This window comes from Kaistella sp. CFF1-2 (assembly GCF_059509915.1).
On sequence record NZ_JCAKLF010000002.1, the window covers coordinates 593,523 to 614,083 of the forward strand.

Sequence of the window (20,561 nt, forward strand, 5' to 3'; positions counted from 1 at the left end):
CGCAATTGTTCTAGGCTTTTTTGTGTCACAATGGCACCAATTGGCTTTTGGCATTATATTGATAGATAAAAGCACAAGAGGATTTCCATTATTATTGCTTAATTTTGTACCTCAAATTAGAAAACGTTTAACTTTAAATACCATAGAAATATGTATCCAGCAGATTTAGTAATGCCTATGAAGGCTGAACTTACAGATAAAGGTTTCGAAGATCTAACTTCGGCAGCGCAAGTAGATGCCGCTTTGAAACAACAAGGAACGACGCTAATTATGATTAACTCCGTTTGCGGATGTGCGGCTGGAGCTGCAAGACCAGGCGTTGTTTTTTCATTAACAGGTGACAAAAAACCAGATCATTTGGTAACGGCTTTCGCAGGTTTTGATACCGATGCAGTTGCTGAAGCTAGAAAATTGATGGCTCCATTCCCACCAAGCTCTCCTTGTGTAGCGCTTTTCAAAGATGGTGAATTGGTGCACATGCTAGAAAGACACCACATTGAAGGAAATCCTGCAGGTGCAATTGCAGCAAACCTTCAAGCAGCTTACGAAGAATATTGCTAAACAGCATACAAAAAAACGACAGAGATTTCTGTCGTTTTTTTATTCTATACTATCAAACGCATTTTGAATGTGATTGATCTTCAATTCTCCACTTTTTTCCTTGAGAATAGAGATAATATCAAACCGAACGTTTTCGTACAAATTATGCTGTGTTACGTACGCATCCGCGGCAGCAATCAATAAACCTCGTTTTTTTTTGTTCACTGCTTCTTCAGGTTCTTGAAAAAATGCGGATGATCTCGCTTTTACTTCAACAATTACCAAAATCGCATCTATTTTAGCGATAATATCAATTTCTGCTTTTTGGAAATAATAATTACGCTCGAGAATCTCGTATCCGTTTTGTTTGAGATACAATACGGCTTCATTTTCCGCCTTTTTCCCGAAATCGTAATGTTCGGCCATGATTTTAGATAAAAGTCAATTTTGAGTCTTTTCCGCAATCCAATTTTGCCGTTCCACCGATAATAAGTGGACGGTTATCGTAAATATGTCCATTTGGAAAATCATAAAGTACAGGGAAATCGTATTTCGCAACCCGATGTTGAATGATTTCATTTGCAAAACCATCGAAACTCGCTTCATACTCTTTGTTATCCGCTTCTTTGCCCATATTGGTCATTCCTCCCACAACTAAGCCTTTAATTTTTCTGAAAACTCCCGCCAAATCAAGCGAAATTAACATTCGATCCAGCGCATAAAAATTCTCGCCAATTTCTTCGATAAACAAAATTTTATCTTTAAAATCAAACGAGTACGTCGTTCCCAAAAGCGCATAAATCAACGATAAATTACCACCAACTAACATTCCTTCGGCTTTTCCTTTGCGATTGAATTCACTACTATCAATCGTGTATTTAGGTTTCTTTCCTTTTAAAATATCGATAATTCCGTCGTAGGATTCTGGGGTAACACCAAAAGACGATGTTTTAATAGTTTGTCCGTGGATGGAAGCAAAACCATTTTTCAACAAAAAGCTTTGAATAACCGTGTTATCCGAATAGCCGATATACCATTTTGGGGTTTTGCGAAACGAATTTAATTTCAAATGACGAAGTAAATGCTGACAACCATAACCACCTCGTGTTGCCCAAATTGCATCGATTTCAGGATCATTGAAAGCCCAATTCAAATCTTGAATTCGCTCCTTTTCATTCCCCGAATACGAATAACCAAAACTAAAATTTCCCAACGCATGCTTGCCAAAAACAGGTTCAAAACCTTGCTTTTTTAGACTTTCAATTTGCGTTGATAATTGTTCTTCGGAAACGGAACCTGCGGGTGAAATAATCCCAATTTTAGCTCCTTTTTTTATACTTCTTGGATACTGAATGCTGTTCATGAAAATTTACTTTCGTTGTATTTGTTCTTTTTTTTCGGCTTCTTCGAGTTGTCTATCAAACTGATTAAACTGTTTGAAACTCTGCAAAAAGATGAAAAAACTGAATAGGATAAGGATGATACCAACCCCTTTTCGGATCTTGTTGGCAATATTTTGCGTCATCTTGCGATGAAATTGTTTCGCTAAAAAGATTTTAAATAAATCAATAATTAAATACACCGTGATTACAATCCCGATATACAGGAAGAAATCTTCGGTTTTTGGATATTGATTACGCACGGAAATCACCGTCACCAACCAAAATAAGATAACACCTACATTGAGAAGATTGAGTAAAAATCCATTAAAAAAGGTTTTGAAATAATTTTTTCCAACGATTTTATCTTCGTGCGAAATATGCATTTTCGTTTTGGAAACCATCATGAAAATACCATAAATAAAGATAATAAGAGCTGTTATACGGTAAAAACCAGGATGTTTATCAATCAACGAAACCAAATCGGCGCTGGCATAATACGCAGCGACAATACACAGGATATCTGCGGAAATAACACCCAAATCGAGGGTTAAAGCGTGTTTGGCTCCTCTAGAAAAACTGGTCTCAATGAGCAGGAAAAATATCGGTCCAATAAAGACCAAACTCAGCATGATTCCCAAGCCCATTGCAGAAAATATAAGTTCTACCATAGAAACAAATTTACTTATTTAAAAATAAATTAGGTATTTCTAGGGTAGAACTTTTGTTAATTGTATTTAAAACAACTTAGTCTACAATTTTAAAATCCAATTGCTTTTGGATAAGATTGGCTTTCATCACTTTGATTTTAACTTCATCACCCAATTGATAGGCTTTTCCAGTTCGTGTACCGTAAACAGCGTGATTTTTTGCATCGTATTGGTAGCTATCATCCATTAAATCTCGAAGTTTGATTAAACCTTCGGCTCCATTTTCTGGAATTTCAACCCAGAAACCAAATTCGGCAACACCGGAAATAACTCCCTGGAACTCTTCACCCAAATGTTTTTCCATAAACTTCACTTGCATGAATTTGATGGAATCACGCTCAGCATCCGCTGCCAAACGCTCCATTTGCGAACAATGTTTTGATTGCGCTTCGACTTCGTCTTTACTTACCGATTTTCCTTTATCCAAATAATGTTGAAGCAAACGATGCGCAATTAAATCGGGATAACGTCGAATTGGTGATGTAAAATGGGAATAATACTCAAATCCAAGTCCGTAATGCCCAATGGGATTGGTAGAATAAACCGCTTTACTCATCGAGCGCATCGCTAAGGTTTCGATCATATTTTCTTCACCTTTCCCTTTTACATCCGCTAAAAGCTTATTCATACTTTCCGCAACTTTCTTCGTATTGGTGATATTCATAGTGTATCCAAATGTGGAAACAAATTCCTTCAAAGACTGCAATTTCGCAGGATCTGGATCTTCGTGAATACGGTAAATAAAGGTATTATTCGTTGGCTCATGTCTTTGGTTAACTGACACAAATTCGGATACTTTTCGGTTTGCTAAAAGCATAAACTCCTCAATCAAATGATTGGCATCTTTGGAAATCTTGAAATAAACACCAATCGGTTCATTTTTCTCATCCAAATTGAATCGAACTTCGCTTCTATCAAAGGTTATTGCTCCATTTTTGATACGTTGTTGACGCATAATTTTAGCCAAACGATCCAAAACCAGAATTTCTTCTGCAAGATCTCCTTCACCCATTTCAATACGTTCCTGAGCTTCTTCATACGCAAAACGACGATCGGAATGCGTTACCGTTCTACCAAACCATTCTTTAACAACTTCAGCTTTATCGGTCATTTCAAAAACAGCAGAAAACGTATATTTATCTTCATTCGGACGAAGCGAACAAACTCCGTTACTCAAAACCTCAGGAAGCATGGGAACCACGCGGTCAACCAAATAAATGGACGTTGCTCTTTCATAAGCTTCCTCATCTAACACCGATCCTGGTGTTACATAATGCGAAACATCCGCAATGTGAACCCCAATTTCCCAATTTCCATTTTCTAGTTTACGCATAGAAATCGCATCATCAAAGTCTTTCGCGTCTTTCGGGTCAATCGTAAATGTTAACACATTACGCATATCCCAACGTTTCTTCACTTCTTCACCTCCAATCGTACGATCTAACTGATCTGCATACTGTTCCACTTCATCAGGGAAAGCATAGGGAAGCCCGTATTCTGCAAGAATAGAATGGATTTCCGTTTCGTGCTCACCTGGTTTTCCTAAAATCTTGATAATCTCGGCTTCTGGATTTTTAGAATCGGGCGCCCAATCAATCATTTTGATTAATACTTTATCGCCGTTTTCAGCGCCATTAATTTTGTCTTTCGGAATAAAGAAATCTGTATTTACGGACTTTTTATCACCAACGACAAAACCAAAATCTTTATGCTTGATAAATTCAAAAGTTCCGACAAACTCTTCTCTTTTACGGTCTAGTACTTCTACAACCGAACCTTCTAGTTTTTTTCCTTTATAATGATACGTAACAATCAACACTTGATCGCCTTGCATCGCGTTTTTTACGTTTTTAGCATGGACAAATACATCATCTTCCATGCCTTCTACAGCTACATATGCATTTCCACTTTGGTTAAAATCAATAATTCCGGTTAATGTCCCCGAAATCTTTAGGTTAATAATATATTTTCCTTTTTCAACCTCTTGGATTTTATCTTCGGCTCTTAGTTGATGTAATGCTTGGATTACTTGTTCCCTTTGTCTCGGGTTTTTATAATCAATTCCGTCCGATATATGTTTATAATTATAGATTTTAGAAGAATTCTGCGTCATAAATTGCAAAATTTTCTTTCCAATATCTTTTAATTTGTTATCGTTTTTGGAACTGAAATATTTACTTTTTTTCATTCAATTAAAAATTTAGTTTAAGAAATTTCGACCCTTGAAATTCTACTAATACAGCAAATTTTAGGTAGGGTAAAATTTTAAACGGATTAAATATACTGATAAATAGAAAAGAATGCGAAGAAAATAAGGTAAAATACAAAAGTAAATTTCTCTTTGATTAATATGCAATAAGTATGCTAAACTACCTTGGATAAACAAAGTTTAATAAAAAAGCTTACCAAAATTGGTAAGCTTTAGTTTTATAATCCGCAAGCAATTTTGTTTACTCTATTTTGGTGTCTGCCGCCTTCAAATTCTGTTGTTAGAAATTTCTCAACAATTTCTAGTGCTAATTCCTTTGCAATAAAACGTGCTGGAAGAGCCACCATATTCGCATTATTATGCTGTCTTGCCAAGATACCCAATTCTGGTATCCAACACAAAGCGCAACGAATCTGCTGATGTTTGTTTGCCGTCATAGCAACACCTTGACCGCTTCCACAAACCAAAATTCCGAAAACATTAGTTCCGTCTTCAACTGAAGAAGCTGCTGGATGAACAAAGTCAGGATAATCTACACTATCCAAAGAATGCGTTCCGTAATCCGTAATTTCATACGACTCGCCTAATTGACTTTTAAGATATTCTTTAAGTTCGTAACCAGCGTGATCAGCTGCAATTGCAATTTTTTTCATTTTCTTTTCTAGATTTATTCCTAGCAAAGGTACTCCAAAAAACGGAATTTTAGATTTACTAACAATCCTAGAAAAGAATATTCAAATTCTATAAAATGTAATCTATTGAAAGTCTGTAACTTTATAGTTTGTGTGAATTGACTAATTACTTCATATCGAGTAAATTAACATTTTGTTAAAATGCTTTGTTAAAAAGTGCAAAAATCAATGTGGATAAAAGAGAATAAATCCATTCGTTTTTACCCAAAATAAATTCGTAATGAGATTTATTTCTCGGGAAAATTCAAATTCTTTTGTGGAATTATCTTCATCAAATTCGACGAAGTATTCACGATACTTTTGTTCATAGTTTGATAACATTAGTTTTATCAACAATTGTTTAAAACTACTAATATTCCTTTATTTTCAATACTTTACAATGTTAATAAAACTGGGAATTCCGAGAGATTCCTTGTGGCAAAATAGAACTAGAAACTTATCCGCAAAACTAACAATACATAACAACAACAGTCAACAATCTTTTTTTTAAATAAGAAAATATGTAGATAATAAATATTGTTGGGGTTGGGGAAAGTTTTTGATTCTTTGTTTCCGAATCAAATCGAGAAATGCTAAATTTGTGAAGCATTCAAACAAAGAAAAAATTTATGAAAACCATTAACGATTTTAATTTTAAAGATAAAAAAGCCTTAGTTAGGGTTGATTTTAATGTTCCGCAAAACGACGCTCTAGAAGTGACGGATAATACCCGAATTGTTGCGGCAAAACCGAGCATTGATAAAATATTGAACGATGGTGGTTCAGTGATCTTAATGACGCATTTAGGCCGACCTAAAGGACAAGTTAGTGATGAGTTTTCATTAAAACATATTCTTCCCGAAATTGAGAAGGTTTTAGGGCATTCGGTTCAGTTTGCTTCTGATTGTATTGGAAGTGAAGCAGAGGAGAAAGCAGCTGCTTTGAAACCTGGTGAAATCTTAGTTTTGGAAAACCTTCGTTTTCATAATGAAGAAGAAAAAGGAGATACTGTTTTTGCAGAAAAATTAAGTAAACTAGGTGATGCTTATGTTAATGATGCCTTTGGTACAGCGCATAGAGCCCATGCTTCTACAGCAATTATTGCGGATTATTTTCCTTCAACTAAATTTTTCGGTTTACTACTCGCTAAAGAATTAGGAGCTATCGATAAGGTATTGTATAATAGTGTAAAGCCGGTTACTGCGATTTTAGGTGGATCTAAAGTTTCATCGAAGATTACCGTTATAGAGAATATTCTTCCTAAAGTAGATAATTTAATTATTGGTGGAGGAATGGCTTTTACATTCGTTAAAGCAGAAGGTGGTAAGATTGGAAAATCTATTGTAGAAGAAGATAAATTGCAATTAGCTCTAGAAATTTTAGAAAAAGCAAAAGCTGCAAATGTAAAAGTATATTTACCTGTAGATGTTGTTATTGCTGATGCTTTCAGTAATGATGCAGCGATTGAAGAAGCTAATATTTTTGAAATTCCAGAAGGTTGGCAAGGTTTGGACGCTGGACCAAGATCAAGAGAAATTTTCCATGATGTAATTTTGAATTCAAAAACGATTTTATGGAATGGACCAGTTGGTGTATTTGAACTTTCTAATTTTGCTGCAGGAACTATAGCTTTAGGTGAAAGTATAGCTGAAGCGACAAAAATGGGAGCATTTTCATTAGTTGGTGGAGGAGATAGTGTTGCCTTTGTAAAACAAAATGGATATGATAATCAAGTTTCTTATGTTTCAACTGGAGGAGGAGCGATGTTAGAAAGTTTAGAAGGTTTAGAACTTCCTGGAGTTGCAGCGATCAATAAGTAAAAAATATTTTACTCTATAAAATAAAAATCCGAGAATTTTCTCGGATTTTTTATTTTTTACTGAAAAAGGCTCAAAATTGACCTTCAGAAATAGCTTAAATTTCGATTTTCTATTTCTTTTCGACTAAATATATCAAACTGGAAAATTCGCCTGATTTTAACCCTTTAAAATTAGAAATCCCGCCGAAAAAGAAACCTTTAACCCAAAAAAGTGGTGATTTTTTATATTTTTCACTCAACATAGAAATATAAAATGAATCGAGTAGGAGCGGTTTGATTTTTTTCAAATTCCAATTTTCATTCGAAAAATAATTTTCCATTCCCGTTTTTGAGAAATGCCAGATGTGTCTTGGTACATCATAAGCTGCCCAAAAGTTCTTATATTTTTTTGCATCGTATGAAGTATGATTCGGAACGGCAATAATAAGCAGTCCATTTTTCTTTAATTTCGAATGAAACTTTTGGATCATTTCATCTCGGTTTTCAATATGTTCTAGAACATGCCACAACGTAATGACATCTAAACTTTCGTTTTCTAATTCATCAAGATTGGAAATAAACGCGGTATTTTTAGCTTTTGACTTTGCAATTTTCAAAGCATCTTGATCCAATTCAAAACCAAAAGTTTTATATTCTGGTTCCATAAATTCTAAAAAAGAACCAGCTCCGCAACCATAATCTAACAAGTTTAAATTGATTCCAATTTCAGAAGCAATTGTATTTCTTTTAAAATTTAGATTAAACTTTTGTAAGAATTTATACAATTTTTCTTTTAAACTTCCTTGGTCTTGATGATGTGAAATGTATTGATCACTTTCATAATATTTACCCAAATTTTCTGGAAGAGGATCTGTTTTTAAAATTCCAGGGATATTGGTTTCGCGAATTTCAAATGTTTCTTTGGTTAAGAAATGATCTTGAATTTTCATGTTATTTTCTTGACTTTAAATACTTTTTTTCTCCTTGAATTCATAAATGTTTCACGTGAAACATTTATGAATTATCTTCCTAAGAATATCAATAAAACATTGATATCGGCAGGAGAAACTCCACTTATTCTAGATGCTTGCGCAATAGTCGAAGGACGAACTAAATTTAGTTTTTGTTTGGCTTCAGTTGATAGGGAAGATACTTTTGTATAATCAAAATCTTGCGGAATTTTGATGTTTTCCATTCGACTTAACTTAGCTACATTATCACGTTCTTTATCGATATAACCTTTGTACTTAATGTTGATTTCTGCTTGCTCTTGAACTTCATGATTGTATTCATTCACTTTAGTTCCGATTGCTTCGATAGCACTTAATTTCTCTAAATTAATATTAGGTCTTGTTAGAATTTGAGAACCTCTATAGGCTTGGTCAACAGGTGAACTTTCGTTCTGTTCAAGAATAGGATTAATGATGCCGGGCTTCAAAGAATGTTCTCTTAAGAATTCTTCCAATTCGGTACTTTTAGCAATTTTTTCTTCAACTTTTTTCAATCGTTCTTCTTTTGCTAAACCAAGATTGAATGCTTTTTCTGTTAAACGAATATCGGCATTATCCTGTCTTAAAAGTAATCTATACTCGGCACGAGAAGTAAACATTCTATATGGTTCTTCTGTCCCTTTTGTAATTAAATCATCCACCAAAACACCAATATAAGCTTCATCTCGACTTAAAACGAATTCATCTTTTTCGTGAACTTTATTGTGGGCATTAATACCTGCAATTAATCCTTGCCCAGCTGCTTCTTCATATCCTGTTGTACCATTAATTTGTCCAGCAAAGTAAAGGTTGTTTATAATTTTTGTTTCTAAAGTATGCTTTAATTGAGTTGGTGGAAAATAGTCATATTCAATCGCATAACCAGGACGGAAAACTTTTACATTTTCAAATCCAGGAATATGTTTCATGGCTTTAACTTGAATATCTTCAGGTAGGGAAGAGCTGAAACCATTGACATAGATTTCGATAGTTTTCCAACCTTCTGGTTCCACAAATAATTGATGGCGATTACGCTCTGCAAAACGATTGATTTTATCTTCAATACTTGGACAATAACGTGGACCTAAACTTTGGATAGTTCCATTAAACATCGGACTTCTATCGAATCCTGAACGTAAAATATCATGAACCGTTTCGTTGGTATAGGTGATGTGACAACTTCTTTGTTCTGTAAGTTTGGGTGTATCTAAATAACTGAATTTTTGTGGATTTTCATCACCCGGCTGCTCTTCCATTTTGGAGTAATCAAGACTTCTACCGTCAATTCTTGGTGGTGTTCCGGTCTTCATTCTTCCCGCATCAAATCCTAAAGAAACCAATTGTTCTGTAATTCCGAAAGCTCGAGGTTCGCCCATTCTACCACCACCTAATTGTTTATCACCAACGTGAATTAAGCCATTTAAGAAGGTTCCATTGGTTAATACAACAGCTTTTCCTTTGATCTCAATTCCTAATGAAGTAACAACACCGGTTACTTTATTTCCTTCAATAAGTAGGCTTTTTACCATGTCCTGAAAGAAATCTAGATTTGGCGTATTTTCTAATGCTAATCTCCATTCTTCTGCAAAAAGCATGCGGTCGTTTTGTGTTCTTGGAGACCACATTGCAGGACCTTTAGAACGATTTAGCATTTTGAATTGAATTGCAGATTTATCGGAAATTATTCCTGAATAACCTCCCATGGCGTCTATTTCCCGAACAATTTGTCCTTTTGCAATTCCACCCATTGCTGGATTACAACTCATTTGTCCGATTGTTTGCATATTCATTGTTACCAATAAGGTTTTCGAACCTAAATTGGCTGCAGCGGCTGCAGCTTCACAACCTGCATGACCACCGCCAACAACGATTACATCGTATATTTCTGAAATCATTTTTTCTAAAATTTTAAATAAAAAGGAACTAAAACTAAAAAATGTTTCACGTGAAACATTTTAAAAATTTACTTACTCTTTATATTTGGAGAGATAATAATCTTCTTTGGATCTCATTAATTTTTCTTCCTCCTCCGTTTTGTCTTTGTAACCGCAAAGATGCAAGACGCCGTGGGCAATTACTCTTTGAAGTTCTTTTTCAAAAGAATTGGATAGGGTAGAAGCATTGTCTGAAATCCGCTGCAAAGATACAAAAATATCACCGCTTATTGTTTTGCCCTTTACATAATCAAAAGTGATAATATCTGTATAATAATCATGCTGTAAATAATCTTGATTTACCTTTAATAAATAGACATCATCACAAAATACATAGGTTATTTCGCCCAACTTTTTTCCTTCTTCTAGAATCAAATTTTCTATCCAAGAGGAGGTATTAGTAGGAAGGGTAATTGCTTCCATGTTTTCAAAAAAATAGTTTATCATATTAAAACCAATGTCCAAGTATTACGGTAAATATTCCTTTGCCTCGTTCTAATGATCGACTTACATCCAATTTTATTTGGCCAAACGGAGATTTGTAACCCACATTTAAACCTGCCGTAGTTTCCTTGATATCTAGAAAATTTTTGAATGTAATATCTTCAAAAGAATTAACCATATTGAAATGCCCAGTAACAAATAGATTTTTCTTTATTTTAAATTGTAAATCGTTTCGCAAAACGAGTAAATTATTGTGTGCACTTTCACCAAAATGATGTCCAGGAAGGGATGTGAAATTTCCTAAATTCTGACCAAATATGCCTCCTGGTCGGAACTGATAGTATTGCGAAATATCATCAGCTAAAGTCAAACCACTAAAAAAGGACATTCGATACGTAAGCCATTTTGCCGCTTTGATATTGAATTGCAAATTAGATTTTACTTGTAAAACCTTTTTTTCTGTATCGTCAGCATCTAGTGTCGTGATTAATTTTCCGCTAGCATCCAAATAAAAGCCTTTGGTTGCAAAATCTTTATCATCCCGAGTATCACTTTTAATGAACACATATGGATTAAAATAATTTTGAGCATTTTCGTAGCGACCAGAACCTATTTTAGATTCGAAATAATCGTGGCTAATACCAGCTCCAATAGCAAATTTATCCATCCAAATAGACTGTAAAAAAGCTTCATTACGAAACCAAATGTACTTTTCTACATTATTTCCTTTAGAGTCGCGTAAATCCAAGTTCATTCCTGAAGAATAGATCCCAAAACCAGGAATATAACCATTGTCAACGAAGTAATTAAAGTAATATCGTGGTTGATCTCCAACAATTATATCCAATGAAAGTGTTGAATTTTTAAATAACAAACGTTTCATCGTTGCATTAAGGAGCAATCCTGTTTTAAAAATATCATCGTAATGCAATCCGAATTTCAGAAAATACCGAGTTTCGTCTTCAGTAACATCAACTTTCAATATATTTTGATTATTTCGCTGAACGATATCGTAATTAATTAGCGTGTAATTATTAGTTGCATACAATTTATCAATCATCTTATTAATGCTACCATAGGTTTGCATCGACGGAATTTTCATATTCATCTTTCCCATCACATAATCTTTGTTAAAGATTTGATGGTTAACCAATTCTAAACTATCAATTTTGTACACATTAGAGTAAATAGGGTTCAACGGAGCTCGTAAAAGTTGATGTTCACGTTTTGGTAATTGGCTAAGAATGGAGGTGTATTTTTGCGCTTCGGTGTAACCTTGTTCTAGAATCTTGGCTTTGTCGCCATAGCTAGTTGCCGAAAAACCTTCTAAATCCGGATGAATATTCACATCCGTATAGTTATATTGATTTTGAGTTTCTTTTTTAATCCCGAAATCAATGACTTGATTTAAAATAGCGATTGCTGAGTTTAAATCACTTCTTTTTGCTAAAGGTTGGCTTAAATCAACCCCAATAACAATATCAATTCCCTTATCTTTTAAAGGTTTTGAGGGATAATTAACTGTCATCGCTCCGTCAATATACAAGCTATCTCCAATTTTCACTGGATCCATTAATGAAGGAAATGCGGAGCTCGCCATAATGGAACTTACTAAATCTCCTTTTTCAAAAATTTCCATTTTTCCGCTTTCCAAATTGGTTGCAACACACATGAATGGTATCGGAAGCTTTGAGAAATCAGTTACTGAAGAAACATTGTTAAACAAATCCTTTAACATGTAAATGTTCTGTTGACCCGTAGATATCGCTTTAGGAACGACATTTAATTTGCCATTGGTAACAGGAACCGTAAGTAGATATTTGTCGTTACTTTTATTAAAAAATGGGGATTCCTGTCTTGATTTTTCATTCGCAATCAAGGTGTAAAAGTCCGTATTTAGGATAATTTCTTCAATATCTTTTCCAGTGTAACCCGATGCATACAAACCACCAATAATGGCTCCCATACTTGTTCCCGAGATGTAATCTACTTTAACACCAAGAGAATCCAATATTTTAAGGACGCCAACATGGGCAAATCCTTTCGCACCTCCACCTGCAAGCGATAATCCTATTTTTGGATTGGGCGGAATAACTAAATTTTCCTTTACCTGAGCTTTAAATAAGCCCAAAATGATGAACACAAATAGGAGGGTGAGGTGCTTTTTCATCTAGTTTTTTATATAAATTCGTTTAACGCGTCGCGATATCGAAGTTAAAACTTCGTACGGAATTGTTTGACAATAATTTGCAAAATCTTGTAATGAAGGATTAGAGTTGAACAAAATGACTTCGTCACCTTCTTTAATTGGTAAATCCTCGATATTTAACATCAACATATCCATACAAACGTTTCCTACAATAGGAACAAGCTGATCTTTAATGCTCACTTTTCCAACTCCGTTACCAATCATTCTTGGAATTCCATCTGCGTAACCCACGGGAATCGTCGCAATTCTAGTCGTATGATCGGGCTTATATTTTCTGCTGTATCCAACAGATTCGCCTGCATGAACTTCCGAAATCTGAGAAACTACGGTTTTAAAGCTAACCGCACTTTGCAACTTTTTCTGAACTTCGGCATTTTGGGAAATTCCAACCATTCCGATTCCAATTCGTACCATATCGAATTGATGTTCAGTAAAATTAGCAATTCCAGGAGAATTTAGAATATGTCTCAAAGGTTTGTAACCTAAACCTTCAATCAACTTTGTTGAGTTTTTATCAAAAGTGGTTATTTGGTGCATCGCGTATGTTGTTTCTTCAGGAACATCCGCCGTTGACAAATGCGAAAATATTGAAACAACTTTTACGGGATACATATTCAATTTTTCAATGAGTTCATCCAATTCAAAGTCTTTAAAACCAAGACGATGCATTCCTGTTTCTAACTTGATATGAATAGGATATCGATCTGTAATTCCTTTTTGTCGAAGTTGTTCCACAAACAAATCTAAAACTCGGAAACTGTAAATTTCCGGTTCCAAATTAAAATCGATAATAGTGGAGTAACTGTGTTGTTCAGGATTCATCACCATAATCGGTGTTGTTATCCCATTTTTTCTTAAATCAACGCCTTCATCAGCGTAGGCAACGGTAAGATAATCAATATGATGGTGTTGCAAAAATTCGGCAATTTCATAACCACCTAATCCATACGAAAATGCTTTTACCATAGCCATCATTTTAGTTTCTGGTTTCAGCAAAGATTTATGAACATTGATATTATGCAGGATCGAATTTAAATTGATTTCTAAAACCGTGTCGTGCTTTTGTAATTCTAAAGAAAGTTTTACTTTATCAATTTCAAATTTTCGTGCGCCTTTCAGTAAAATCAAAGAATCTGAAATGGATTGAATTATTTGACTATCAAGTAATTGATTTGTTGTATTAAAAGTGTAGGTTTCAGCATTGAAAAGACTTTCAAATTCAATAATTTCGTCTCCAATAAGTAAAACTTTGGTGAAACCTTGTTCGTTTGTTAACGCTGCAACTTCTTTGTAAAGCTCCTCCCTTTGCCTTTGATCAACAAAATCGGTTAAGATAAGAACCTTTTCCTTTTTTGTGTATTCTTTGATGAATTGATATGCAATTACCAACGAATCAAAATCCAAATTGAATGAATCGTTGATGATTAAATTATTCCGCAAACCAACCACACTTTCCAAACGCATTTCTACGGATTTCAGTTGGTTTATTTTCTGAATAATTTTCTCATTACTAAAATTAAAATATTTGAGTAAACAAATTATAGACAATGCATTAGTTAAAGTTGCTTCATCTCTTTGTTGAACTGGAAATTCTAGTATTTCTTCAAAGTATTGAACTTGAATATTTTGTTTTCGGTCCTTCCAGTCGTTTACAATGTGAACATCATTTTCCTTTTTTAAACCGTAAGAAATTGTTTTTCTATCGGAATACTTTTCTTGTATTTTGTCTCGAACGAGTTGAAGATCGCCATTGTAGAAAAGTAAATCGGTGTTTTCAAAAAGTTTAAGTTTTTCATCTAATAGTTGATTTTCATTTTCAAAATTGGACAAATGAGCGGTTCCAATATGTGTAAGAATTCCAATTTTCGGTGAGAAAATGGATTCTAATTTCTGCATTTCATTGGGTTTCGAAATTCCAACCTCGAAGATTCCGATTTCATTTTTTTCTGTTATCTGAAGCAATGATAGCGGTAAACCTAATTGAGAGTTGAAGCTTTTCGGACTTTTCACAACAGAAAAATCTTCATTCAAACTTTGATATAACCATTCTTTAACCACTGTTTTTCCGTTACTTCCGGTAATTCCAATGGTTTGCAAGTCAGAAAATTGATTGAAGTGGTATTTTGCTAATTTTTGGATAAAATTGAGACCGTTTTCTGTTACGATATACGTTATGTGATCTTCGATTGTGGGCGGCCTTTCTGTAATAATAATTTCGATTCCTTTTTCAACTGCAGATGCAATATATTTTTGTCCCGAATTCTTTTCGGTAGTAAGTGCAAGGAATGCTGTGTTTTGGGTAGAGTAGATATTTCTACTGTCAAAAGCGATGTTTTTTACCAGCAAATCTGGATTCCCAATTAGTTGAGATTGAGTAATTTCGGAGATTTGCTTAGTGGTGTAATTCATTATTATTCAAGGTTTTTATTGATAACTTCGTCTACAAAGACTCTACGGCTTACGGCTTCGTAACTTTCGGTTTCTCCAAGTTGTACAAGATCTTGATTCGCGGAAGTTCTCATGGAATAGTTTGCAAGATTTCCGGTTCGTTTGCAAATAGCGTGTACTTTGGTCACATATTCGGCAGTGGCCATCAAGGCTGGCATTGGTCCAAAGGGACGACCCAAGAAATCCATATCGAGCCCAGCGACGATGACTCTAACTCCCGAATTCGCTAGTTGATTTGCAATTTCAACAATACTATCGTCGAAAAACTGCGCTTCATCAATCGCAACAACATCACAATTTGATCCTAAAAGAACAATCTCACTGGGACTTTCAACGGCCGTACTGCGTATTTTATTTTGGTTGTGGGAAACCACTTCTTCGTCCGAATATCGGGTATCTACCTTGGGCTTAAAAATCTCCACATGTTGTCCTGCCATTTCTGCGCGGCGCAATCGGCGAATGAGTTCTTCGGTTTTCCCGGAAAACATCGATCCACAAATTACTTCCATCCATCCACTTTGCTTGGAATGATTAATTGTATTTTCTAAAAACATTTGTTAATTTAGCCGTAAGATTTAGTTTCCAAAATTACGCAATTTTAATCATCAATTTTTATGCAAACGATACAGGATTTACAGGACAAACTTTTTTTTGAGTGTAAAAATATTCTGGATACCGTGTCTAAAATTAGCTCGCATGACGAGTTATTGAGAAAACACGATTTGATTACCGAACTGAATGACAGGATGAATGTCCTGAAATATTTAGATAAAAACAAAAGCAGCTTTACGGCTCCAGTTGCTGTAGATACCCCAAGTTCTTTACTAGAAAAGGAAGAATTTATAGATGAAAAACCTGAAAATATTTTCGAAGAAGAAATCGAAGAAGAGGTTATTTTCAACAATGAACTGAATGAAATTGATCCTAATGAAAATTTGAATCAAGAAAATTCGGAAGAATTGGTCGAAGAATTTGAATTGGTTGAAGATTATGCAATCGAGGAAAAGGAAGTTGTTGAAGCTATTGAGGAAAAGGAAATTCCGATGCGTATCGTTAACGAAGCTGAAAAAAAAGAAGCTGAGGAAGAGGTCTATGCTGAACATGTTGTTGAACAAGAAGAAGGATTCCGTCAAGAGATTGATGAAGTTTTAGAGAAAAGTGACGATCTTCATGTTGAAGAAAATAGTGTTGAAGAGGAAGAAGTTGAAATTCAAGAACCTGTTTCGGAACTTTTAAAAGAAGAACCTCAGGAAATTGTCGAAGTTGAGAAAAGTAAGGAAGAAGACAAAGATGTAGAATCTCCTGAAACTCAAGAAAAGAAATTCAAATTATCGAATATCAAAGGTATGAAGGCGGTTCAGTCTCTTTTTGATGACGATCCGTTGGAGGAAATGATCGAAGAAGAGAAAAAACACGAGGCTGAGTCAGGAAGTATTTTAAAATCGAATGTTTCAACGGATTTTATGGAAGCCGCCAAACCTCGTCAAGAATTTCGTTTGGATTTAAATGACAAAATCGCTTTTTCAAAAGTTTTGTTTGATGGAAGTCAATCAGAATTGAATGACGCTATCAGAAATTTAAACGATTGCAAGACATTAGACGAAGCCAAAGAATATCTTTCAGACTTATATTACGCTCGTAATTGGAAGAAAGCGGACGATGTTGCCCAACGACTTTGGACGTTGGTGGAAAATAAATTTCATTAAAACTGAAGAGCGTTTGATATTTTTTTCAAATGCTTTTTATTTTTGTATTTACTTATGATTGAGAATATTAACGATTTTAATCGTGTTTTTTTTATAGGCGTTGCAGGCTCGGGAATGAGTGCAATTGCCCAATATTTACAGGGAATTGGAAAGGAAGTTTCGGGAAGCGACCGCTATTTTCATCCTGTTGAATACAACAAAACCAAAGAACAATTGGAATCCGAAGGCATCCAATGTTTTCTTCAAGACGGCTCTGGAATTACTCCAGAAACGGATTTAATCGTTGTGTCTACAGCGATTGAAGACACCGTATATGAAGTTCAAAAAGCAAAAGAACTCAACATTCCGATTATCAAACGAAGTGAACTTTTAGCTTTAATTGCGAAAAGTAAGAAAACCATTGCGGTGGCTGGAACTTCGGGGAAAAGCACGACTTCGGCAATGTTGTATCAGATTCTTTTGGATGCGAAACTAGAACCAAGTATTATTTCTGGCGCTGGTTTAACGAGCATTATTAAGAACGGAAAAATTGGAAATGCAGCCGTTGGAAAAGGCGATTGGTTGATTATTGAAGCCGATGAAAGCGATGGTTCAGTCGTGCAATACCATCCCGAAATTGGATTGTTGTTGAATGTAGATAAAGATCATCAAGAAATTGAGGAATTGATGGATTTATTTGGAATTTTTAAATTAAATTCTAAAGGCTTATTTGTTGTAAATCAATCCAATGCATTAGCGAAAACCTTGTCTGAAAACGCAGATCAGGATTTTGGTTTCAACAATTCGGAGGCCGGATTTAATGTAATGGATTTTCATCAAAATGGATTTTCTTTAGAATTTAAGATAAAAGAACAAGCGTTTCAAATGAACGCTTTGGGACAACATAGTGCAGAAAACGCAGCAGCAGCAGTTGCTGTAGCCAATCAAATTGGAGTTTCACTTGAAACGTGTGCAAAAAGTTTGAGCTCGTATGAAGGAATTTACCGAAGACATCAGATTTTAGGCGAGAAAAATGACGTTTGGGTGATTGATGATTATGCGCACAATCCTGCAAAATGCGCTGCAAGTATTCGTGCTTGTCAGCCAATTGCGAAGCGTTTAATTGCATGGTTTCAGCCGCATGGATACAAGCCAACTCGTTTTTTGCGCAATGATTTTGTTCAAGAAATTTCAGATGCGCTTCGTCCACAAGATGAAATTTGGATGAGTGAAATTTTCTATGCTGGAGGAACGGCGGTGAAAGATATTTCGGCGAATGATTTAATTGAAGATTTAAAGGCGAAAGGAAGTCAAGCCAAGTTTATTGAAAATCGAGATGATTTGGTTGAGCATTTGAAAAACCATTTACAAGAAGGCGATGTTCTTCTGTTGATGGGAGCTCGCGATCCTAGTTTAGAAGATTTTTCTAAAAAAGTATATCAAGAACTTTAATGGCTGATTGGAGTCAATTTATAGCGTCGTATTCGTCAGTTTTTACAGAAAACCCGAATCCTTGGGACGTTACCCGAAATTTGGAAGCATGGATTTTGGAAAAACAAAAAACATTGAAGACTTCCGAGTATGTCATTCAAAATCAAATAGCGATTCATAAATCAGCTGTTGTTGAAGACAATGTGGTTTTGAAAGGACCAATTATCATCGAAGAAAACTGTTTTGTAGCTTCGGGTAATTATTTCAGAAATGGTGTTTTTTTAAGCAAAAATTGCAAAATTGGACCCGGAAGTGAGTTAAAAACCGCTTTTTTGTTTGAAAATGCTCAAATTGCCCATTTCAACTATATTGGAGACAGCATCGTTGGAAATAACGTCAATTTTGAAGCAGGATCTTTAATTGCGAATCATCATAATGATCGAGATGAAAAGAATATTTGGGTGAAAGTTTTCGATCAAGTCATTTCAACGGAAATTGATAAATTTGGTGCTTTAGTTGGTGATTTTTCTAAAATTGGCGCCAATGCCGTACTTTCGCCAGGAAGCATTTTAGAAAAGAAATCCATTGTAAAACGTTTAGAATTAGTAGAACAAATACCCAATTAATGTCAGGGATATTGTATTTTGTACCGACACCGGTCGGAAATTTAGAAGACATGACTTTCAGAGCGATTAAAGTTCTGAAGGAAGTAGATTATATTTTGTGTGAAGACACACGAACTTCAGGAATTTTGTTGAAGCATTTTGAAATTTCAAAACCGCTTCGGTCGTATCATCTTCATAATGAGCATCAGGCGACCGAAAATGTGATTAAGGATTTGAAGAACGGACTAAGTGTTGCGATTATCACGGATGCAGGCACTCCAGGGATTTCAGATCCAGGTTATTTACTTGCAAAAGCTGGAGCAGACGAAGATTTGGAAATGATTTGTCTTCCAGGAGCGACGGCATTTGTTCCCGCTTTGGTGGTTTCGGGGTTACCGAATCACGATTTTTATTTTGCTGGTTTTTTACCTCAGAAAAAAGGTCGTCAAACCAAATTGAAACAACTCGCTGAAGAGAAAAAAACGATTATTTTGTACGAAAGTCCGCATAAGATTAATACGACTTTAGAACAAATCAAAGAGTTTTTTGGGGAAGAAACTAAAGTGAGTTTGAGCCGCGAGATTTCAAAAAAGTTTGAAGAAACGAAACGTGGGACAATCAATGAGTTAATTGACTTTTCCAAAAGTAAAACTTTAAAAGGAGAAATTGTTTTAATCATCAATAATGTCGGTGGTTCTGAAGAAGAAACGGAGAAAAAAACTTTCAAAAACAAATATAAAAACATAGAAAATTAAACTAAATCATATGGGATTACTAGATGGAAAAGTAGCACTTATTACGGGAGCTACACGTGGAATCGGAAAAGGAATAGCAGAGGTTTTTGCTAAAGAGGGAGCAAAAGTAGCGTTTACGTATGCAGGTTCTGTTGATAAAGCAAAAGCTTTGGAAGAAGAACTTTCTAAGATAACAACCGCAAAATCGTATCAATCGGATGCATCGGATTTTGAAGCTGCGCAAAAATTGGTGGATGATGTAATGGCAGAATTCGGTCAAATTGATATTTTGATCAACAATGCAGGAATCACGAAAGATAATTTGATGCTTCGGATGTCGAAAGAAGATTGGGATACAATTATTAAAGTGAATTTGGATTCGGTTTTCAACTTGACAAAAGCGGTGATTAAACCAATGATGAAAGCAAAAGCAGGTTCTATCATCAATATGAGTTCTGTTGTTGGGGTGAAAGGAAATGCTGGTCAAGCAAATTACGCAGCTTCAAAAGCGGGCGTTATTGGATTTTCTAAATCAATTGCTTTGGAATTAGGTTCTCGTAATATACGTTGTAACGTGATTGCACCAGGATTTATCGAAACGGAAATGACTGCTGTTTTGGATGAAAATACCGTAAAAGGTTGGAGAGAAGCAATTCCATTAAAGCGTGGTGGTCAACCAGAAGATGTTGCAAACGCATGTGTGTTTTTAGGAAGCGACATGTCGGAATACATTACAGGTCAAGTAATCAATGTTGACGGAGGAATGTTGACGTAA

Annotated in this window: 18 protein-coding genes; 7 read left to right on the forward strand and 11 right to left on the reverse strand. The window is 35.0% G+C overall.

Annotated elements, in window-relative coordinates; translation table 11 throughout:
* The first annotated feature begins 150 nt into the window (after nucleotides 1-150).
* A complete protein-coding gene (locus AC5XHR_RS07875; protein WP_495950227.1) occupies nucleotides 151-561 on the forward strand; it encodes a BrxA/BrxB family bacilliredoxin in 411 nt (136 codons plus the stop codon).
* A gap of 39 nt (nucleotides 562-600) precedes the next feature.
* On the opposite strand, the gene AC5XHR_RS07880 is transcribed toward AC5XHR_RS07875, so the two are convergent.
* From AC5XHR_RS07880 to AC5XHR_RS07900, 5 genes are all read right to left on the reverse strand, one after another.
* Nucleotides 601-966 carry a YraN family protein gene (locus tag AC5XHR_RS07880; RefSeq protein WP_495950228.1) on the reverse strand — a complete coding sequence of 122 codons (366 nt, stop codon included), beginning with the start codon at nucleotides 964-966 and terminating at the stop codon, nucleotides 601-603.
* Nucleotides 967-970: 4 nt separating this feature from the next.
* Nucleotides 971-1,903, reverse strand: coding sequence for a S66 peptidase family protein (locus AC5XHR_RS07885; protein WP_495950229.1), 933 nt, complete (start codon nucleotides 1,901-1,903; stop codon nucleotides 971-973).
* A gap of 6 nt (nucleotides 1,904-1,909) precedes the next feature.
* On the reverse strand, nucleotides 1,910-2,590 hold the full coding sequence (locus AC5XHR_RS07890; RefSeq protein WP_495950230.1) for a LysE family translocator: 681 nt from the start codon (nucleotides 2,588-2,590) through the stop codon (nucleotides 1,910-1,912).
* A 76-nt stretch (nucleotides 2,591-2,666) separates the two neighbouring features.
* The gene (gene rnr, locus AC5XHR_RS07895; RefSeq protein WP_495950231.1) at nucleotides 2,667-4,817 is read right to left on the reverse strand and encodes a ribonuclease R; all 2,151 of its coding nucleotides are present in this window, start codon (nucleotides 4,815-4,817) and stop codon (nucleotides 2,667-2,669) included.
* Between the two features lie 239 nt (nucleotides 4,818-5,056).
* Entirely contained in the window at nucleotides 5,057-5,491 is a 435-nt protein-coding gene (locus AC5XHR_RS07900; RefSeq protein WP_495950232.1) for an RpiB/LacA/LacB family sugar-phosphate isomerase, read from the reverse strand.
* Between the two features lie 647 nt (nucleotides 5,492-6,138).
* Here AC5XHR_RS07900 and AC5XHR_RS07905 point away from each other — a divergent pair.
* Entirely contained in the window at nucleotides 6,139-7,329 is a 1,191-nt protein-coding gene (locus tag AC5XHR_RS07905) for a phosphoglycerate kinase (protein ID WP_495950233.1), read from the forward strand.
* A gap of 109 nt (nucleotides 7,330-7,438) precedes the next feature.
* Here the strand turns inward: AC5XHR_RS07905 and AC5XHR_RS07910 are convergent, their stop codons facing one another.
* The 6 genes from AC5XHR_RS07910 to AC5XHR_RS07935 form a co-directional block, all read right to left on the reverse strand.
* Nucleotides 7,439-8,257: a class I SAM-dependent methyltransferase gene (locus AC5XHR_RS07910; RefSeq protein ID WP_495950234.1), complete on the reverse strand. Its 819-nt coding sequence runs from the start codon at nucleotides 8,255-8,257 to the stop codon at nucleotides 7,439-7,441.
* Nucleotides 8,258-8,328: 71 nt separating this feature from the next.
* Nucleotides 8,329-10,191: a tRNA uridine-5-carboxymethylaminomethyl(34) synthesis enzyme MnmG gene (gene mnmG / locus AC5XHR_RS07915; protein WP_495950235.1), complete on the reverse strand. Its 1,863-nt coding sequence runs from the start codon at nucleotides 10,189-10,191 to the stop codon at nucleotides 8,329-8,331.
* 72 nt (nucleotides 10,192-10,263) lie between these two features.
* Complete coding sequence (gene ybeY / locus AC5XHR_RS07920) at nucleotides 10,264-10,677, reverse strand: rRNA maturation RNase YbeY (protein ID WP_495950236.1); 414 nt, start codon at nucleotides 10,675-10,677, stop codon at nucleotides 10,264-10,266.
* Nucleotide 10,678: 1 nt separating this feature from the next.
* The gene (locus AC5XHR_RS07925; protein ID WP_495950237.1) at nucleotides 10,679-12,844 is read right to left on the reverse strand and encodes a patatin-like phospholipase family protein; all 2,166 of its coding nucleotides are present in this window, start codon (nucleotides 12,842-12,844) and stop codon (nucleotides 10,679-10,681) included.
* Nucleotides 12,845-15,292, reverse strand: coding sequence for a bifunctional UDP-N-acetylmuramoyl-tripeptide:D-alanyl-D-alanine ligase/alanine racemase (locus AC5XHR_RS07930; protein WP_495950238.1), 2,448 nt, complete (start codon nucleotides 15,290-15,292; stop codon nucleotides 12,845-12,847). It lies immediately after the preceding gene.
* Between the two features lie 2 nt (nucleotides 15,293-15,294).
* Nucleotides 15,295-15,885, reverse strand: coding sequence for a thymidine kinase (locus AC5XHR_RS07935; protein ID WP_495950239.1), 591 nt, complete (start codon nucleotides 15,883-15,885; stop codon nucleotides 15,295-15,297).
* A 123-nt stretch (nucleotides 15,886-16,008) separates the two neighbouring features.
* Between AC5XHR_RS07935 and AC5XHR_RS07940 the strand changes: the two genes are divergently transcribed.
* The 5 genes from AC5XHR_RS07940 to fabG are packed head-to-tail and all read left to right on the forward strand — an operon-like array spanning nucleotide 16,009 to nucleotide 20,561.
* On the forward strand, nucleotides 16,009-17,037 hold the full coding sequence (locus tag AC5XHR_RS07940) for a DUF8457 domain-containing protein (RefSeq protein ID WP_495950240.1): 1,029 nt from the start codon (nucleotides 16,009-16,011) through the stop codon (nucleotides 17,035-17,037).
* A 54-nt stretch (nucleotides 17,038-17,091) separates the two neighbouring features.
* A complete protein-coding gene (locus tag AC5XHR_RS07945; protein ID WP_495950241.1) occupies nucleotides 17,092-18,468 on the forward strand; it encodes a UDP-N-acetylmuramate--L-alanine ligase in 1,377 nt (458 codons plus the stop codon).
* The gene (locus AC5XHR_RS07950; RefSeq protein ID WP_495950242.1) at nucleotides 18,468-19,073 is read left to right on the forward strand and encodes an LbetaH domain-containing protein; all 606 of its coding nucleotides are present in this window, start codon (nucleotides 18,468-18,470) and stop codon (nucleotides 19,071-19,073) included. Before AC5XHR_RS07945 ends, AC5XHR_RS07950 begins: the two co-directional genes overlap by 1 nt.
* Nucleotides 19,073-19,807: a 16S rRNA (cytidine(1402)-2'-O)-methyltransferase gene (rsmI, locus tag AC5XHR_RS07955; RefSeq protein WP_495950243.1), complete on the forward strand. Its 735-nt coding sequence runs from the start codon at nucleotides 19,073-19,075 to the stop codon at nucleotides 19,805-19,807. The genes AC5XHR_RS07950 and rsmI overlap by 1 nt, the downstream gene beginning before the upstream one ends.
* Before the next feature lie 10 nt (nucleotides 19,808-19,817).
* A complete protein-coding gene (gene fabG, locus AC5XHR_RS07960) occupies nucleotides 19,818-20,561 on the forward strand; it encodes a 3-oxoacyl-[acyl-carrier-protein] reductase (protein WP_495950244.1) in 744 nt (247 codons plus the stop codon).

Excerpts from the sequence above, each read along its gene's own strand:
- AC5XHR_RS07905 (WP_495950233.1), top strand. The coding sequence starts at position 6,139 with ATGAAAACCATTAACGATTTTAATTTTAAAGATAAAAAAGCCTTAGTT.
- AC5XHR_RS07930 (WP_495950238.1), bottom strand. The coding sequence starts at position 15,292 with ATGAATTACACCACTAAGCAAATCTCCGAAATTACTCAATCTCAACTA.
- AC5XHR_RS07910 (WP_495950234.1), bottom strand. The coding sequence starts at position 8,257 with ATGAAAATTCAAGATCATTTCTTAACCAAAGAAACATTTGAAATTCGC.
- AC5XHR_RS07900 (WP_495950232.1), bottom strand. The coding sequence starts at position 5,491 with ATGAAAAAAATTGCAATTGCAGCTGATCACGCTGGTTACGAACTTAAA.
- mnmG (WP_495950235.1), bottom strand. The coding sequence starts at position 10,191 with ATGATTTCAGAAATATACGATGTAATCGTTGTTGGCGGTGGTCATGCA.
- AC5XHR_RS07875 (WP_495950227.1), top strand. The coding sequence starts at position 151 with ATGTATCCAGCAGATTTAGTAATGCCTATGAAGGCTGAACTTACAGAT.
- AC5XHR_RS07890 (WP_495950230.1), bottom strand. The coding sequence starts at position 2,590 with ATGGTAGAACTTATATTTTCTGCAATGGGCTTGGGAATCATGCTGAGT.
- ybeY (WP_495950236.1), bottom strand. The coding sequence starts at position 10,677 with ATGATAAACTATTTTTTTGAAAACATGGAAGCAATTACCCTTCCTACT.
- AC5XHR_RS07945 (WP_495950241.1), top strand. The coding sequence starts at position 17,092 with ATGATTGAGAATATTAACGATTTTAATCGTGTTTTTTTTATAGGCGTT.
- AC5XHR_RS07880 (WP_495950228.1), bottom strand. The coding sequence starts at position 966 with ATGGCCGAACATTACGATTTCGGGAAAAAGGCGGAAAATGAAGCCGTA.
- fabG (WP_495950244.1), top strand. The coding sequence starts at position 19,818 with ATGGGATTACTAGATGGAAAAGTAGCACTTATTACGGGAGCTACACGT.
- AC5XHR_RS07950 (WP_495950242.1), top strand. The coding sequence starts at position 18,468 with ATGGCTGATTGGAGTCAATTTATAGCGTCGTATTCGTCAGTTTTTACA.
- rsmI (WP_495950243.1), top strand. The coding sequence starts at position 19,073 with ATGTCAGGGATATTGTATTTTGTACCGACACCGGTCGGAAATTTAGAA.
- AC5XHR_RS07935 (WP_495950239.1), bottom strand. The coding sequence starts at position 15,885 with ATGTTTTTAGAAAATACAATTAATCATTCCAAGCAAAGTGGATGGATG.
- rnr (WP_495950231.1), bottom strand. The coding sequence starts at position 4,817 with ATGAAAAAAAGTAAATATTTCAGTTCCAAAAACGATAACAAATTAAAA.
- AC5XHR_RS07925 (WP_495950237.1), bottom strand. The coding sequence starts at position 12,844 with ATGAAAAAGCACCTCACCCTCCTATTTGTGTTCATCATTTTGGGCTTA.
- AC5XHR_RS07885 (WP_495950229.1), bottom strand. The coding sequence starts at position 1,903 with ATGAACAGCATTCAGTATCCAAGAAGTATAAAAAAAGGAGCTAAAATT.